The organism is Cupriavidus sp. 01L45 (assembly GCF_056399885.1).
In genome coordinates, this window is sequence record NZ_JBFTSG010000068.1 from 1 (window position 1) to 15,801 (window position 15,801).

Annotated in this window: 15 protein-coding genes; 12 read left to right on the forward strand and 3 right to left on the reverse strand. The window is 64.4% G+C overall.

Features of this window, described 5'->3' with window-relative positions:
• Window positions 1-46 precede the first annotated feature (46 nt).
• The 6 genes from AC1DT6_RS34600 to AC1DT6_RS34625 are packed head-to-tail and all read left to right on the forward strand — an operon-like array spanning window position 47 to window position 6,176.
• On the forward strand, window positions 47-1,936 hold the full coding sequence (locus AC1DT6_RS34600) for a feruloyl-CoA synthase (protein WP_441633496.1): 1,890 nt from the start codon (window positions 47-49) through the stop codon (window positions 1,934-1,936).
• Between the two features lie 40 nt (window positions 1,937-1,976).
• Window positions 1,977-3,116, forward strand: coding sequence for an acyl-CoA dehydrogenase family protein (locus AC1DT6_RS34605; RefSeq protein ID WP_441633498.1), 1,140 nt, complete (start codon window positions 1,977-1,979; stop codon window positions 3,114-3,116).
• 47 nt (window positions 3,117-3,163) lie between these two features.
• On the forward strand, window positions 3,164-4,351 hold the full coding sequence (locus AC1DT6_RS34610; protein WP_441633500.1) for a lipid-transfer protein: 1,188 nt from the start codon (window positions 3,164-3,166) through the stop codon (window positions 4,349-4,351).
• A 40-nt stretch (window positions 4,352-4,391) separates the two neighbouring features.
• Window positions 4,392-4,832, forward strand: a complete 441-nt coding sequence (locus AC1DT6_RS34615; protein WP_441633502.1) for a MaoC family dehydratase N-terminal domain-containing protein — start codon at window positions 4,392-4,394, stop codon at window positions 4,830-4,832.
• A 14-nt stretch (window positions 4,833-4,846) separates the two neighbouring features.
• Entirely contained in the window at window positions 4,847-5,299 is a 453-nt protein-coding gene (locus AC1DT6_RS34620; protein ID WP_441633504.1) for a MaoC family dehydratase, read from the forward strand.
• A gap of 52 nt (window positions 5,300-5,351) precedes the next feature.
• Window positions 5,352-6,176 (forward strand): SDR family NAD(P)-dependent oxidoreductase, encoded by an 825-nt coding sequence (locus tag AC1DT6_RS34625; RefSeq protein WP_477115337.1) that lies wholly within the window; start codon window positions 5,352-5,354, stop codon window positions 6,174-6,176.
• 162 nt (window positions 6,177-6,338) lie between these two features.
• Here the strand turns inward: AC1DT6_RS34625 and AC1DT6_RS34630 are convergent, their stop codons facing one another.
• Window positions 6,339-7,964: an adenylate/guanylate cyclase domain-containing protein gene (locus AC1DT6_RS34630; RefSeq protein ID WP_477115338.1), complete on the reverse strand. Its 1,626-nt coding sequence runs from the start codon at window positions 7,962-7,964 to the stop codon at window positions 6,339-6,341.
• Window positions 7,965-8,239: 275 nt separating this feature from the next.
• Window positions 8,240-8,458: a hypothetical protein gene (locus AC1DT6_RS34635; protein ID WP_045242673.1), complete on the reverse strand. Its 219-nt coding sequence runs from the start codon at window positions 8,456-8,458 to the stop codon at window positions 8,240-8,242.
• Window positions 8,459-8,843: 385 nt separating this feature from the next.
• On the opposite strand from AC1DT6_RS34635, the gene AC1DT6_RS34640 reads away from it, so the two are divergent.
• The 6 genes from AC1DT6_RS34640 (at window position 8,844) to bfr (ending at window position 13,417) form a co-directional block, all read left to right on the forward strand.
• Complete coding sequence (locus tag AC1DT6_RS34640; RefSeq protein WP_441633510.1) at window positions 8,844-9,188, forward strand: DUF4148 domain-containing protein; 345 nt, start codon at window positions 8,844-8,846, stop codon at window positions 9,186-9,188.
• 580 nt (window positions 9,189-9,768) lie between these two features.
• On the forward strand, window positions 9,769-10,308 hold the full coding sequence (locus AC1DT6_RS34645; RefSeq protein ID WP_441633512.1) for a sigma-70 family RNA polymerase sigma factor: 540 nt from the start codon (window positions 9,769-9,771) through the stop codon (window positions 10,306-10,308).
• Window positions 10,308-11,093 (forward strand): anti-sigma factor family protein, encoded by a 786-nt coding sequence (locus AC1DT6_RS34650; protein WP_477115339.1) that lies wholly within the window; start codon window positions 10,308-10,310, stop codon window positions 11,091-11,093. The genes AC1DT6_RS34645 and AC1DT6_RS34650 overlap by 1 nt, the downstream gene beginning before the upstream one ends.
• A gap of 141 nt (window positions 11,094-11,234) precedes the next feature.
• Window positions 11,235-12,179, forward strand: coding sequence for a metallophosphoesterase family protein (locus AC1DT6_RS34655; protein ID WP_477104594.1), 945 nt, complete (start codon window positions 11,235-11,237; stop codon window positions 12,177-12,179).
• Window positions 12,180-12,215: 36 nt separating this feature from the next.
• Complete coding sequence (locus AC1DT6_RS34660) at window positions 12,216-12,563, forward strand: cupredoxin domain-containing protein (protein WP_441633518.1); 348 nt, start codon at window positions 12,216-12,218, stop codon at window positions 12,561-12,563.
• A 377-nt stretch (window positions 12,564-12,940) separates the two neighbouring features.
• Window positions 12,941-13,417 (forward strand): bacterioferritin, encoded by a 477-nt coding sequence (gene bfr, locus AC1DT6_RS34665; protein ID WP_276288369.1) that lies wholly within the window; start codon window positions 12,941-12,943, stop codon window positions 13,415-13,417.
• A 25-nt stretch (window positions 13,418-13,442) separates the two neighbouring features.
• Here the strand turns inward: bfr and AC1DT6_RS34670 are convergent, their stop codons facing one another.
• Complete coding sequence (locus tag AC1DT6_RS34670; protein WP_441633553.1) at window positions 13,443-15,374, reverse strand: TonB-dependent receptor; 1,932 nt, start codon at window positions 15,372-15,374, stop codon at window positions 13,443-13,445.
• Window positions 15,375-15,801: the final 427 nt, after the last annotated feature.

Sequence of the window (15,801 nt, forward strand, 5' to 3'; positions counted from 1 at the left end):
CCCGCATCCAGCCCAGGACCCGCATCCAGCCCAGGAGACAGCCCCAATGAACACCCCAACGGCCGCGCACCCGCCAGCCGCCACCGATCACCCCTACCGCCCGGTCTGCTTCCCCAAGCGCCGCACCCTAATCGAGCGCCGCCCCGACGGCACGCTTCTGCTGCGCTGCGCCACGCCGCCGACCAAGATCCCCCAGCAAGGCATGGCCGACTTCCTGCCCTACTGGGCAGAGCGCCGCGGCACCAACGCCGCATTCCGCGAGCGCGACGCGCAGGGCGCATGGCGCACAATCACCTGGACCGAACTGTGGCACCAGGTACAGGCCGTGGGCGCCGCGCTGCTGGAACTCGGCCTCGGACAAGACCGTCCGCTGATGCTGCTTTCCGGCAACTCCATCGAGCAGGCCGTCGTGCTGCTTGCCGCCGAGTACGTAGGCGTGCCCGCCGCCGCGGTGTCGCCCGCCTACTCCACCATCAGCCGCGATTTCGCCCGTCTGAAGGGCGTAGCTGAACTGGTGCCGCCCGCGGCACTGTTCGTGCAATCGGCCGCGCCCTTCGAGCGTGCCATCGCGGCCCTGGAAGGCTACAAGGCGGCGGTTATCGCCGTGGAAGGCGCGGCAGCCGGCCAGCACGCCTGGAGCAGCCTGGCAGCCACCGAGCTGACGCCGGCGCGGCTGGCCGCGCTGGCCAGCGCGCACGCCGCCATCCGTCCCACGGACACGGTGCGCGTGCTGTTTACTTCGGGTTCCACCGGTGTCCCCAAGGGCGTGGCCACCGCCTACAGCAATCTCAACGCGGTGACTGCCTATCACGCGGAGAACCTCGCCGCCCTGATCGAGCGGCAGCCGGTGTTCCTCGACTGGCTGCCCTGGCACCATGGCCTGGGCGGCGTGACCAACTTCGCGCGCGCCATCGTGCTGGGCGCCACGCATTACATTGACGATGGCCGCCCCCTGCCCGGCCTGTTCCAGCGCACCGTGCGCAACCTGCGCGAAGTCTCGCCCACCATGTTCAACAGCGTGCCGTCCGCGTGGAGCGCGCTGGTCACTGAACTCGAACGCGACCCGGTGCTGGCGCGCAGCCTGCTCGCCAATGCGGTCAGCTTCGGCTATGGCGGCGCCAGCCTGCCGGGCGACGTGTTGCAGCGCATCCAGCGCGTGGCCGAACAGACGGTGGGCGAACACATTGTCTTCTGCTCCGGCCTGGGCTCCACGGAAACCACCGCCATGGGCGTGTACTGCGGCTGGGCCACCGACGGCGTCGGCAATGTCGGCGTGCCGATGCCCGGTGCCGAGATCAAGCTGGTGCCGCTGGACGGTGGCGACGGGCGTTTCGAGATCCGCATGCGCGGCCCCTTCGTTTTCTCCGGCTACGTCAAGCGCCCCGACCTCACCGCCGCGGCCTTCGACGATGAGGGCTATTTCTGCCTGGGCGACGCCGTGCGCCTGGCCGATCCCGCCGATCCGGCCCGCGGCCTGGTGTTCGCCGGGCGCGTGGTCGAGGACTTCAAGCTGGCCAACGGCACCTGGGTCCGCACCGGCGCCGTGCGCCTGGCGCTGATCGATCGATGCGCGCCGCTGATTACCGATGCCGTCATCTGCGGCCACGATCACGACTACCTCGCCGCGCTGGCCTGGCCCAACCTCGCCGCCTGCCGTGCGCTGGCCCCGGAGCTGGCCGAACTGGACGCCGCAGCGCTGGTGCAGCACCCGCTGGTGGTGAATGCGCTATGCGAACGCCTGCGCGCCCAGGGCAAGGACGGCGCCAGCCTGAGCGTGCGGCGCGTGCTGCTGATGGCCGAGCCGCCTTCGATCGACGCCAACGAGATGGCCGAAAAGGGCTACGTCAACCAGGCAACCACCCGCGCGCGCCGCGCGCACCTGGTCGATCAGCTATTCCACCCCGAACCCGCGGCACACGTCGCCTGCGTACGCTAAGAGCGGACCAACGCCCTCACCCTTTCTATCGGAGCTTCACATGCAAGTCACCCGGACCGTCTTCCGCGACGACCACGAAATGTTCCGCACCACCGTGCGCCGCTTCCTCGAACGCGAATGCGTTCCCCGCCAGGCCGCCTGGGACAAGGCTGGCGTGGTCGACCGTGAAACCTGGCTCAAGGCCGGCCGCGAGGGCCTGCTGTGCATCACGCTGCCGACCGAGTACGGCGGCGGCGGCGGCGACTTCGGCCACTGCGCGATCTTCAACGAGGAAGTCGCGCGCGCCGGCGTCAGCGGCCCCGGCTTTGGCGTGCACTCCGACATMATTGCCCCGTATATCAACCGCATCGGCAGCGAGGAACAGAAGCAACGCTGGCTGCCCAGGGTCTGCTCCGGCGAGGCCATCCTTGCCATCGGCATGACCGAACCGGGCACCGGCAGCGACCTCAAGGCCGTGCGTACCACCGCCGTGCGCGAGGGCGACGAATACGTGATCAACGGCAGCAAGACCTTCATCAGCAACGGCCTGAATGCCGACCTGATCATCATGGTGTGCAAGACCGATCCCAGCGCCGGCTCCAAGGGAGTCAGCCTGATCATGGTGGAAGCCGACCGCGAAGGCTTCCGCCGCGGCCGCAAGCTCGACAAGGTGGGCCAGCACGCGCAGGACACCGCCGAACTCTTCTTCGACAACGTGCGCGTGCCGGTGGGCAACCGCCTGGGCGAGGAAGGCAAGGGCTTCGCCTACCTGATGGGCGAACTGCCGCAGGAGCGCCTGAGCATCGCCGTGAGCGCCGCCGCCAAGCTGGAAGTCTGCCTGGAACACACCATCAACTATGTGAAGGAACGCAAGGCCTTCAACCAGACCGTGTGGGACTTCCAGAACACCAAGTTCAAGCTGGCTGACATCAAGGCGCAAGCCGTGGCCGTGCGCCTGATGGTGGATCATTACCTCGCCGAGCACGTGCGCCGCCGCCTGACGCTGGAAGAAGCCGCCATCGCCAAGCTCTATGCCACGGAAGCCCTGGGCAAGGCACTGGACGAAATGGTGCAGCTGCACGGCGGCTACGGCTACATGCTGGAGTACCCGGTGGCGCGCGCCTTTGCCGACTCCCGCGTCACGCGGATCTACGGCGGCACCAGCGAGGTCATGCGCGACCTGATCTCGCGAAAGATGTAATTCATATCGCCATCGTAAACACCACCGCAATCCGAAGGAAGAATGACATGACTCGTAAAGTATTCGTCGCCGGCGTCGGCATGATCCCGTTCAAGAAGCCGGGCACCAGCGAAACCTATGACATGATGGGCGCGCACGCGGTGCGCCAGGCGCTGGAGGATGCGGGCATCGATTACGCCGACGTGCAGCAGGCTTACGCCGGCTACGTCTATGGCGATTCCACCTGCGGCCAGAAGGCGCTTTACCATGCGGGCATGACCGGCATCCCGGTCATCAATGTCAACAACAACTGCGCCACCGGCTCGTCGGCACTGTTCCTGGCACGCCAGGCGGTGCAGAGCGGCGCGGTGGACTGCGCGCTGGCGGTGGGCTTCGAGTTCATGCAGCCGGGCGCGCTCAGCTCCAAGTGGAGCGACCGCGCACCGGCGCTGGAGCGCGCGCTGAACCTGGTCAACGAACTGGTCGACCGTACCGACCTGCCCAGCGCCATCCGCCAGTTCGCCGGCGCGGGCCGTGCGCACATGACCAAGTACGGCACCAGGCTGGAGACCTTCGCCAAGATCCGCGCCAAGGCCAGCCAGCATGCCGCGCGCAACCCGCTCGCTGTGTTCCGCAACATCGTCACGCCGGAAGACGTGCTGGCCTCGCCGATGCTATGGGATGGCGTGCTGACGCGCCTGATGGCCTGCCCCCCGACCTGCGGCGGCGCCGCCGCCATCGTGGTCTCGGAAGAATTCGCCCGCAAGCGCGGCCTGCGCACCGACGTGCTGATCGCCGGCCAGGCACTGACCACCGACACCCCCAGCACCTACGACAGCAAGGACATGATCCGCGTGGTCGGTTTCGACATGACGCGCTCGGCATCGCAAAGCGTCTATGAGCAGGCCGGCATCGGCCCCGAGGACGTGGATGTGATCGAGCTGCACGACTGCTTCGCGCAGAACGAACTGCTGACCTACGAAGGCCTGGGCCTGTGCGAAGAAGGCGGCGCGGAGAAGCTGGTCAACGACGGCGACAACACCTACGGCGGCCGCTGGGTCGTCAACCCGTCCGGCGGCCTGCTGTCCAAGGGCCACCCGCTCGGCGCCACGGGCCTGGCCCAGTGCTACGAGCTGACGCACCAGATCCGCGGCACGGCGGAGCAGCGCCAGGTCGAGGGCACAAAGGTGGCGCTGGCGCACAACCTGGGGCTGGGCGGCGCGTGCGTTGTCACGGTCTACAAGAAGCACGCCTGATTGCGCTGATTACCGAACGCTACCCGACGGAGTCTTTCCCATGATTGACAAGAAATTCATCGGCAAGGTGATCGCGGATTTCCGCACCACCGCCGCCGCCAGCCAGTTGCGCTTCTTCGCCAAGGCCACCGGCGAGACCAGGGCGATCTATCTCGACGAAGCCGCCGCGCGCGAYGCCGGCCACCCCGGCCTGCCGCTGCCGCCCACCTTCCTCTTTTCGCTGGAACTGGTGCAGCCGCCCAGCGCCTGGCGCGACGAACTCGGCATCAAGGTCGAGCGCATCCTGCACGGCGAACAGTCCTTCACCTACCACCGCATGGCCTATGCGGGGGACACGCTGCACCTGCAAACGCGCATCACCGACATCTACGAGAAGAAAGGCGGCGCGCTGGACTTCGTGGTACGCGAGACACGCGTGACCAACCAGGACGGCGAACATGTGGCCGACCTGCGCAGCGTACTCGTGCAGCGCAACGGCTGAACCGGAGACCCCCAATGAGCAATCCGAGCAATCCGAGCAATTTGAGCAATCCGAGCAATTTGAGCTTTGAGCAGATCCAGGTCGGCGACACCCTGCCCCCGCTGACGCTGGAGCCGATCAACCGCACCACGCTGGCGCTGTTTGCCGGCGCCTCGAACGATCACAACGCGATCCATATCGATACCGACTTCGCGCGCAAGGCCGGCATGCCCGACGTGTTCGCGCACGGGATGCTGTCGATGGCCTATCTGGGCCGCCTGCTCACGCTGTGGGTTGACCAGCGGCAGTTGCGCCAATTCGGCGTGCGCTTTGTCGGCATCACGCATCTCGGCCACCGCATCACCTGCAGCGGCCACGTGGTGGAAAAGCTGGAAGTGAACGGCGAGAAGCGCATCAAGCTGGAAATCCAGACCGCCAACCAATATGGCGAAACCAAGATCCTGGGCGACGCGGTCGTCGCCCTGTAACCCCAAGCAAGTTCAGCAAATTCAGTAAATTCACAAATTCAGGAGATAAGACATGGGAACACTTGACGGCAAGGTGGCACTGGTCACCGGTTCCGGCCGTGGTATCGGCAACGCGATTGCCAGGCGCCTGGCCAGCGAAGGCGCGCGCCTGGTGATCAACGACCTGGACGCCGAACCGGCGCACCAGACCGTGGAAGAACTGAAGGCGATGGGCGTCGAGGCCGTGGCCTGCGTGGGCAACGTGTCCGCGCCGGACTTCGCCGATCGCTTCATCAACACGGCGATGAGCCACTTCAAGAGCATCGACATCCTCGTCAACAACGCCGGCTTCACCTGGGRCGACGTGGTGCAGAAAATGAGCGACGAGCAGTGGTACGCCATCCTGGACTGCCACATGACCGCGCCCTTCCGCATCATCCGCGCCGCCTATCCGCACATCAAGGCACTGCACGCCGCCGACAAGGAAGCCGGCCGCGAGGTGTACCGCAAGATCGTCAACATCTCGTCGACCTCGGCCCTGAACGGCAATGCCGGCCAGCTGAACTACTCCGGCGCCAAGTCCGGCGTGATCGGCATGACCCGCGCGCTCGCCCGCGAATGGGGCCGTTTCAATGTCAATGTGAACGCCGTGGCATTCGGCCTGATCCACACCCGCATGACGTCGGCCGACGCCAAGGCCGGCGCGACTGTGAATATCGAGGGCCGCGACATCCGCGTCGGCCTGAATCCGGAACTGCTGAAGGCGCACGCCCAGCGCAACCCGCTCGGCCGTGGGGGCACCCCGGAGGAAGCCGCTGGCGGCGTGTACCTGTTCTGCTCGCCGGACTCGAACTACATCACCGGCCAGACCATCGCCGTGGCAGGTAACGTGCAGTAAGTGGGAAGCCGGCCGGTCATCGGGCGTGATGCGATGACCGGCCTTGCATCGCCCTCGGGCCGGCGCCAGCCACGCTACGGGTTCATCCGGCTTTAGTGTGGGTCGATTCGTCGCTGAGCTAGTTCCAGCACCGCCGCAGCGGGCGTGGCGTGGAAGGCATTGTCAGGCCCGGGGCATCTCCGCCGCCTTGGACAGCACGCGGACGGGCACCGGCTCATCGCGGCCTCGCAGGCGTGCGGCAAGCTGCGGCAAGCCTGCGGCCGAAACGCCGGCGTGCTGGAAGACCTGTTCCGAGACGATCGCCTCGCAAGCGATCTCTTTTGTCAACTGTTCAAGTCTCGAGGCCACGTTTAACGGGTCGCCAATCGCCGTGAACGTGACATGCTCGCGGAAACCAATCTCGCCCATGACGGCCCGGCCGCAATGCAATCCAATGCCAAAGCGGATTGGCGTCTGCAACTCCTGCTTGAGAGCGGCGTTGAGTTCGTCAATATTGGCTGCGACCAGCGGCACCGCGCTGAGCGCCTGACGACAGGCCACGGCCGGCTCGCTGTGCAAGCCAAAGATCGCGAGCACCGCGTCTCCCAGGAACTGGTTTGGCAGACCGCCCGCCTGGACCACCGCGGCGCAGACCGCACTCAGGAAGCGGCTGACCATGAAGATGCTGTCGAACGGCAGTTGTGCCGCCGCAAGCTTTGTGGAATCCCGCATATCCACGAACATGAACGCCGCGAATCGCTCTTGCGGCATGACGTCCCGCTGGCGCCGCTGCAGGAAGGCCGTGGAGGCGGCCGGAGGCACCAGTGGCCACAYGGAGAGCGCATGGGTCGGCCGCAACTGGCAGGCGAGGCGCACTGTCTGCGAATCCGCTCCCAGCCGCTCCAGAACACGCCGCTCCGCCTCGGCCGGCGCGGGCAGCGGCACAGCGCTGAGCACGCGCACCCGGCACAACGTACATCGGGCGCGGCCACCGCAGGTGCTGGCATGGGGAACGCCGGCCATGCGGCTAGCCTCCAGCACCGAGAATCCAAGCGGCGCGAATACCTTTCGCCCGTCCGGATACATGATGCAGAGCCGCCCGACCTTGCGCTCCCGCACCATGCGCACCAGCCGCGCTGAGAGCACCAGCAGCAGCGCACCCCCATCGAAGAGCAAGAAATCGTTGCGCAGCTCGGCGAGCCAGAGATTTTGCAAATCCGTTCCGATGATCGCCGGGCGGGTCGCCGCGGCGCGCCAGACGGGATCCTGCGCGAGCGCGATCACTTCCCGTCCGCCTTGCAAGAAGCCTAGCAGCGCAAGCACCGGAAGCAGCACGGCAACGCTCAGCAGCACGCTTCGCCACGCACCAAACCATGGTTTCAAGCGCAACCAGAACCAGAGGCCGTAACACCCATGCAGCCAGGCAACCACCAGGAGCATCAGCTGCACACGGCCGAAGAACGGTGAAGCGATCCAGAACGAGTACAGCAACTGCGCATAACCCTTGTTCAGGTCAAACGCGGCAAAGGCGATCCGCGTATTCGCGACATGGTTGGCCAGCAGCGGCGGTATGCACAAGCCGAGGACGAGCTGCGCCACCTCGCCCGGCGTCCAATGCAACGAGCGCCGTTCGTACAGCGCCCACAAACCCAGGAAGAAATGCGTCACCAGCGCGCTGTACAGCACTGCCGTTCCAAGCCATCCCTGCCAGATGAACTTCTGCACAAGCAGGCCACGCTCCAGCCAGGCGAGCGAGATATTCCCCAGCGAGTGATTCAGGAGATGCGTACCCACGTAGGTAAACAGCACCAGTCCGGTGGTCAGGCGGACCGATCGCACACCCGCCGGCCGCAACCTTTGAAGATAGGGAAAGTGTGACATGCTCTACCTCCACGCATCCCGATGCGGCGGCGCTTGCCACCAAGCGCTGACACTGCCGAGCGCACGCTAGGTTAGCATCACTTCCAATGGGTAGTGCAGGCGCCTGAGGGCCTTGGCAATTTCCGGGCTCTGGCGCGACAAGGGCGGGCCGCAGCCCCGCCCTTTCTCTTTTCATTCATGCCGCCTGCGGTTCTGGCAGCGTCTTAGCCGTGCGCGCCGTCGGTGAACGGATCGCGCCGATCCGTGATTCTTGCGCCGTCGGAATAGACGTCGTACCTGCCTGCTTTCGCGCCATCCGTGTAGGGATCGCGCGGCCCGGCGATATGGGTGTTGCTGTCAGAGGTTGCGGGGATGCTGGGTGACTGGGCCAGCGCTGCGAACGAAGCCAATGCCGCGACAGCGGCCGAAATCAGGATTTTCATGACGATCTCCAATTACAGTAGGGATAGCTTCCAAAGCGCATCGCCGTGAAGGCTACGCCCGGGCACGCAACTCGCTTCCGGTTTCCGGGATATTGATCCATCCCGAGAACTCGTTCGCCGTGCATTTGTAGAACCGCGCAGCCACCCGTTTTATTCCCGCTCCAGTTGTTGACGCGGCTGCCGGCCAAGGGAAATTCCCGTGCCCCGGTTCGTGCTCCTGTGTCCTCCTATCGCTGATGCCACGGATGCGCCACGGATGCGTTTTTTCCGCGAAAGAAATTGGGGAATAAGGAGACTGGCTCCGCGGTTAACCCATGCAGAGCGTCATGCTGCGCAGTCGAATCGACTGCGGCATCCCTCGCTCGAACAACCAAGGAGTATTGACATGAAATCGAATTCGCTGAATCGGCTTTTTTTCCTGCCCATGCGCGGTTCGCTCATCGTGAGCGCTGCGTTGATGGCAACCTCAGCTTGTGTATACGCGCAAACGTCGCCCGAACCCGGCACGCATCAAGTCACTCGTGCGGAAGTGCGGCATGAACTCGAGGAATTGGAGTCGGTCGGTTACAACCCTTCCCAAGGCGGGGATAGTAACTACCCCGCCGACATTCAAGCGGCGGAACAAAGACTGGAAGCCAAACATCAAGCGCAGAGGAGTGCGCTGATGAGTGGAAACCAGGCAGCACAGACCGGTGAAAACCAGACCGCGCAGACGAGGCCCACCCCTTGATTGCGGGCGCAGGTCGCACACGGTTTCTCGAAAGAGGATACGGCTGGCAGGGAAATTGAACGACTTTTTGTTTCGTACCAATCCTGATCGGATGGGATCATGAATCGAGACCAGTTCAAGTTTTGGAATGCCGTTGGCATCATTACGCCCGGGGCGAGCAATGCAATCTGCAAGCCTTGCGTGCCGCTGGTGATCAGCAGGATCACGATACGTTCATCGTTCGGTTCGAAGCCATAGAGAGAGGCGGCGAGCCGGGTCGCTACCGCATGGCGGATAAGTTGCACTTTCCTTCCCTTTGATACACAACAATGAGTAGACGCCGTTCCGTCGCCGGATATTCCCGCTTCTGCACGCAGTCATCCGCTTGCGACGCGCGCGCGGATCGTCGGTGGTGCGGAACTGGCTGCCCGGGAAGAAGACGGACATAGGAGGCGTACCGATCACACGACCGGCACTTCCTATGCCGAATCAACACGGGATCCGATTCAGGCGGCGGTTCCGGGAATAAAAATGGCATGCCGGCGGTCCTGTTGTTAACTCACTGCCGGTCACGGATTGCGGTTACAGCAGAAACTTCACAATGGCCGATCCAGACACCGCGCAGCGCTTCGAGACGCTTGTATTGCCTCATATGAACTCGGCTTTCAATGTCGCGCGATGGCTGACGCATAACGACCAGGATGCCCAGGACGTGGTGCAGGAGGCGTACCTGCGCGCGTTCCGGTTTTTTGGCGGATTCCGCGGCGAGGATGCCCGTGCATGGCTATTGAGCATTGTGCGCAACACCTTCTACACCTGGCATCAGCAGAACCGGGGGCATGCAGCGGAAACCATGATGTTCGAGGAAGACATGCACAGCCTTGAGATGAGTGCCGCTGACCATGACGTCAGTCCCGAAGCGATGCTCATACGCAGCCAGAGCCAGAAGCGGGTGCATAAGGCGTTGCAGGGCTTACGGCTGGAATACCGGGAAGTTGTCGTGTTGCGGGAACTGGAAGACTTGTCGTACAAGGAAATCGCCACCATCGTGGGCATCCCGATAGGCACGGTGATGTCTCGCCTGGGCCGAGGCCGCCAGCAACTCGCGGCGCTGCTCGCCCCGACGGATCAGGAGGCGTGATGGATCACAAACAGGCATTTGAATTACTGCCGGGCTATCTCGACCAGGAGTTGAGCCTGTCCGAAGCGCTCGAATTCGAGCGCCATCTTGCTGACTGCGAACAGTGCCAGCAGGTCTATGCACAACACCGCCAGGTGAGTGCGCAGCTGCGGCAGGCGGATTTGCGTGTAGAGGCGCCGCGGGAACTGGTGAAACGCATCAAGGCTGCGCTGCCGGCGCGCCGCACGCTCTGGCAGCGGCTGGGTGAGCGATTCGGCCGGTGGAGCGGCGGCGGGCCGCTGGCCTGGGCGCCGGCTGGCGCGATGSTGATGAGTGTGGTCGCGTTGACCTGGAGCGTGGGGCTGTACCTCTCGGTGCCATCGAGCGAGACGCGCCTGACCCAGGAACTCGTGGATAACCATATTCGCTCGTTGCAGGTCAATCACCTCTCCGATGTGATTTCAACCGACCGGCATACGGTCAAGCCGTGGTTTGACGGCAAGCTGGACTTTGCGCCACCTGTGGTCGATCTTGTGCAGCAGGGGTATCCGCTGGTCGGCGGGCGGCTGGATTACCTGAACGGGCGGGCGGTCGCCGTGATGGTCTATCACTACAAGCTGCACCCGATCAATCTCTATGTGTGGCCGGGCAACGACGCGGGCGCCACGCCTCGCATCTATGCGCAGCAGGGCTATCACCTCGCCCACTGGAGTGCCGCGGGCATGAATTACTGGGCGATCACCGATGCCGGCGAAGCGGAACTGAACGACTTCATCACGGACCTGCGCGCGCATCCGGCTTCCTAGCCTGCGCGGCGCGGTGCTCACGGTGGAACAAAACGGCGGAATAAAACGGATGGCCCGGCGGTCTTCCTCATGAACCCAATCGGGGGGGGGCCGTCGGATGGTCCGGCGGTCTGCCTCTCGAACCTGTCTCGTGAGGGCAATATGTCGTCAGATCATCCATCCAATCCGTCGCGCCGCGGCGCGTTGAAGTGTCTCGCTTTCGGTGGCGCGGGCACCGTCTTTGTCCTAGCCGGCGGCGTTCTCGCGCCGGTGGAACTGGCCCTTTCCGCCTCGGGGAAGGGTCAGCCGGCTGCCGCGGGCATCCCTCTTTTCCTGCAGATCAGCGACACGCATATCGGCTTCAACAAGGAAGCCAATCCCGACGTCGCTGGTACGCTCAGGCAGACGATTGACTTCGTCAATGCCATGCCGGTCAAGCCTGCGCTGACGATTCACACGGGCGACATTACGCATCTTTCCAAGGCCGAGGAATTCGACCACGCGGCCCAATTAATGTCGGGGCTGAATATCACCGAGTTGCATACCGTGCCCGGCGAGCATGATGTCACCGATGGGCCCGGGACAGAGTACTTCAAGCGTTTCGGCCATGCCTCCGGCAACAGGGGCTACTACAGCTTCGACCACAGTGGCGTCCACTTTATCGGCCTGGTCAACGTGATGCATTTCAAGCCGAACGGTTTGGGGGGACTGGGCGACGACCAGATCGCCTGGCTGCAAGCCGACCTGAAGGGCCGTTCGTCCAGCACGCCGATCGTCGTCTTCGCGCACATGCCGATGTGGACGATCTATCAACCGTGGGGGTGGGGCACCGGCGATGCCGGCGAGGCGATGGGTTATCTGAAGCGTTTCGGTTCGGTCACTGTCCTGAACGGCCATATCCACCAGATCGTCTCAAAGGTGGAAGGCAATATCACCTTCCACACGGCGCGCTCGACAGCCTACCCGCAACCGACGGCCGGCAACGGCCCCGGACCCATGCCGCTGACAGTCCCGGGCGATCAGCTTCCCAGGATGCTCGGCGTGACCAGCATCAAGATCATGCGCCACCCGTTCCAGGCGACGCTTGCCGACACGACGCTCGCCTGACTTGCCAGGCACTGTTCACCTACCAGGACCCAAATCATGCTAACGACTCTACTTCGACGCGCCCTCGTCGTCCCCCTCGGGGCCGGGATGCTCATGGCGGCATCGGTTCCCGGCTTCTCCGTCGCGCAAGCGCAGGAGACCCATGTCATCGTTGTGAAGAATTTCATGTTCTCGCCGATGTCGCTCACGATCAAAGCCGGCTCGACCGTGACCTGGAAAAATCTCGATGGCGAACCGCACACGATTGTCGACGACGCCGGCCTGTTCCGCTCCGGCGCGCTCGATCAAAACGACACCTTCAAGTTCAGGTTCGACAAACCGGGGGTCTACAAGATCTTCTGCGGCATACACCCGAATATGAAGGAGACAATCACCGTCCAGTAGCTCGGGCATGCACGGCCAGACCGGCTGCCACCGCGTCGAGGAGGTGTTCGACGAGCCGCTACTGGCCATGCAGCGCGCCTGCCTTGCCCCGCAAGCCGGTCACTGGCAATCCGACTACGGCCCCGAACAAGCCGCTGGCAAGGCATCTATCCTTATCAAAAGACAAACCCCGCCCTCGCGGCCTCTCGCCAGCCGGGACCGAAAATGCAGCACACGCCACCCGAAGCCCCCCTCATCCGCCAAATGAAAATCAAAACAATTAGCAATTACAATGCGGACAAAAATACATAATTCACTCCTTGCCTTTTCAAACAATAAAATTATTATTTTTTATCCAATGACTGGTTTTATAAATAATGTAATTGGGAATCAATACCATGAAAACCGACAAGAAGGTTCTTCAGCTTCTCAATGGCCAGCTCAAGCACGAATTGACAGCGATTAACCAGTATTTCCTGCACGCCCGCATGTACGGACACTGGGGCTTGAGCGCGCTGGGCAAGCACGAGTACGCCGAGTCGATCGAAGAGATGAAGCATGCCGACAAGCTCATCGAACGCATCCTGATGCTCGACGGGCTGCCGAACCTGCAGGATCTCGACAAACTGCTGCTGGGAGAGAACACCGAGGAAATGCTGGGTTGCGACCTGAAACTGGAACTTGTTTCCCAAGCCAGCTGCAAGGAAGCCATCAAGTACTTCGAATCCGTGGGCGATTACGTGTCGCGCGAGATAGTCGTCGGGATTCTGGATGACACCGAAGAGCACATTGACTGGCTCCAGACGCAAATCGAGCTGGTGGCAAAGGTCGGCCTGCAAAACTATCTGCAATCCGCGATGGGGTCCCCCGCCTGATTCCGGGAACCGGCGGCGCCGTGCCTCAGAAACGCATCGTCGCCGACAACAGCAGCGTTCGCGGCTCGCCAATCGCCACGCCGCCGAATGCATCGACCGCGGCCCAGTAGCGCTGGTCGAAGACGTTGCGGACATTAAGCCGCAAGGTGGTCTGCCGGCGAGCCAGCGTGGTCTGGTAGCGCGCGCCGAGATCCACGCGGGTCCACTGCGGAATGCGCTGCGTATTGGCCTGGTCCACATACTGGCGCCCGGTGTAGACCAGGCTGCCGCTCAGCGTCAGGCCCGGCGCGAACGCGGCATCCCATTCGGCGCCAAGATTGGCTTGCAGCCGGGGCGCGCCGGCGGCGGTCTTGCCCTCCGTATCGGCGCTGCCGGTCCGGGTGAGCCTGGCGTCGAGCACGGCGGCGCTGACGAGCAGCCGCACCCCTGCCGCCGCCTCGCCGTACAGGCCGAACTCCAGCCCACGGTTGCGCTGCTCGCCGCTGGCGGTGAACAGCGTGCCGGACATCTGGCCACCCGGTTTGGTGATCTGGAACGCGCTGACAGTCGCGATCATGCCTCCCCGCTCCAGCTTGACGCCGGCTTCATACTGGGTCGACTTGTAGGGCGCGAATACCTCGCCCGCATTGCTGGCGCTGGAGGGCGCCGTGTCGCCCTTGCTCAGTCCTTCGATGCGGTTGGCGTACAGGGAGACGTGCTGCCAGGGCTTCACCACCAGGCCGAGCATCGGTGTCACTGCCCCCTCGTCATAGCGCGACGTGACGGCGCCGGCCGTGCCGAAATTCTCCGACCTGACCAGCTGGTAACGCACGCCCAGCGTCGCCTGCAACCGCTTGTCCAGCAGCGACAGCGTATCGGCCACGGCCACGCCGTTCAGCCGCGTCTCGGACACCTTCGGTACGCTGGCGGGCTCCAGGATGTACTGCGCGGGCAGGGATAGCGGATGGTAAAGGTTGGTCAGCGCGCTCGTGGACGCATGATTGAAGCCTCGCTCAAGCTGGTCCCGATAGCCGCTGACGACCAGGCTCAGGCGATGGCTGACCGGCCCGGTATCGAAGCGGGCCCGCAGGCCGGTATCCGCCGTGGCCCGGGCAACGTTGAACTTGTAGTTCGTGTCCGACACGGCAACATCGCCGGCCTCGTTGACAATGGTGGGCGTGATGGCAAAGAGCCTGGCAACCCGGGTGCGGCCACCGCCACCGTCCACGAACCAGGCCAGCTTGTCGCTGATGTCGTACTCCGCCCGCAACAGCAGCGACTGGTCGCGGATGCTGGAGTGCTCCCAGGGCTGCGTGATATTGCGCCGGCCATCCGGTGCGCCGGGTACGGCGATGCCGGGGACAATGTGCAGGAGCCGCGACGGCGCGTTGATCCTCTCCCGCTGGCCGATGAAATCCAGTGTCGCGCGCAAGCGCTCGCCCTGGTAATCCAGCGCCAGCGCGCCGGCCCCGGCATTGCGCGACTGGTTGTCCAGGCTGGTATCACCCGCCCGATAGCTCCCGTTAAGGCGGATGCCGAACTGGCGCCCGGCGCCAAGCCGCCGGCTCAGGTCAACGTTGCCGCCAAGCTGCGACGCCGCGGCGTAGTCGGCCGTGACCTGCGTCAGGTCCTCCGCGGTGGCCCGCTTGGGGACGATGTTGATGCCCCCGCCGACGCTCCCGCTCGGCGCCATGCCGATCAGCATGGCGGTCGGGCCCTTGATCAGTTCGACGCGCTCGACATAGCCGGTCGACACCCGGTAGTTGGAGGCGACGCCATACAGGCCGTCGAAGGCGATTTCCCCGAAGTTGCCGTTGCCCACGGGAAAGCCGCGGATCGTGAAGGCATCCAGGATGCCGCCGGGCTGGCTGACAAAGCGCACCGACGCATCGTTGGCCAGCACATCGCCTACCGTGCGCGCCTGCTGGTCTTCGATCGCCCTGGCGGTGTAGCTGGTGACGCTGAACGGCGCGTCCATGATGTCCGTGTTGCCGAGCATCCCCAGCCGGACGCCGCGCGCGAGCTGCCCGTCCGCGAAGGGCTGCGGCAATTCGCCCGCGGCTGGGGACGTACTGGTGATGGTCAYGGCGGGCAGCACCGGCACGGCCTCGGTGCGAGCGCCCTCCCGCGCCTTGCGCACGGCGAAGCCGCCGCCCGGCAACGCCACCGCATCCAGCCCGGTGCCCGCCAGCAGCGTCTTCAGCCCCTCGGGCACCGTATGGCTGCCTTGCAATCCCGGGCTCCGGGCTGCGCCGAGCAGCGCGGCATCGTAGGAAAGATCGATGCCGGCGGCACTGGCGAAGCGGTTGAGCACCGCATGGAGCGGGCCGGGCGCGATGGCGAAGGACCGCGCCTGGCCAGCGCCCGGCGCCTGCGCGCGCGCGGTGGGCGACGGCATGGCCACC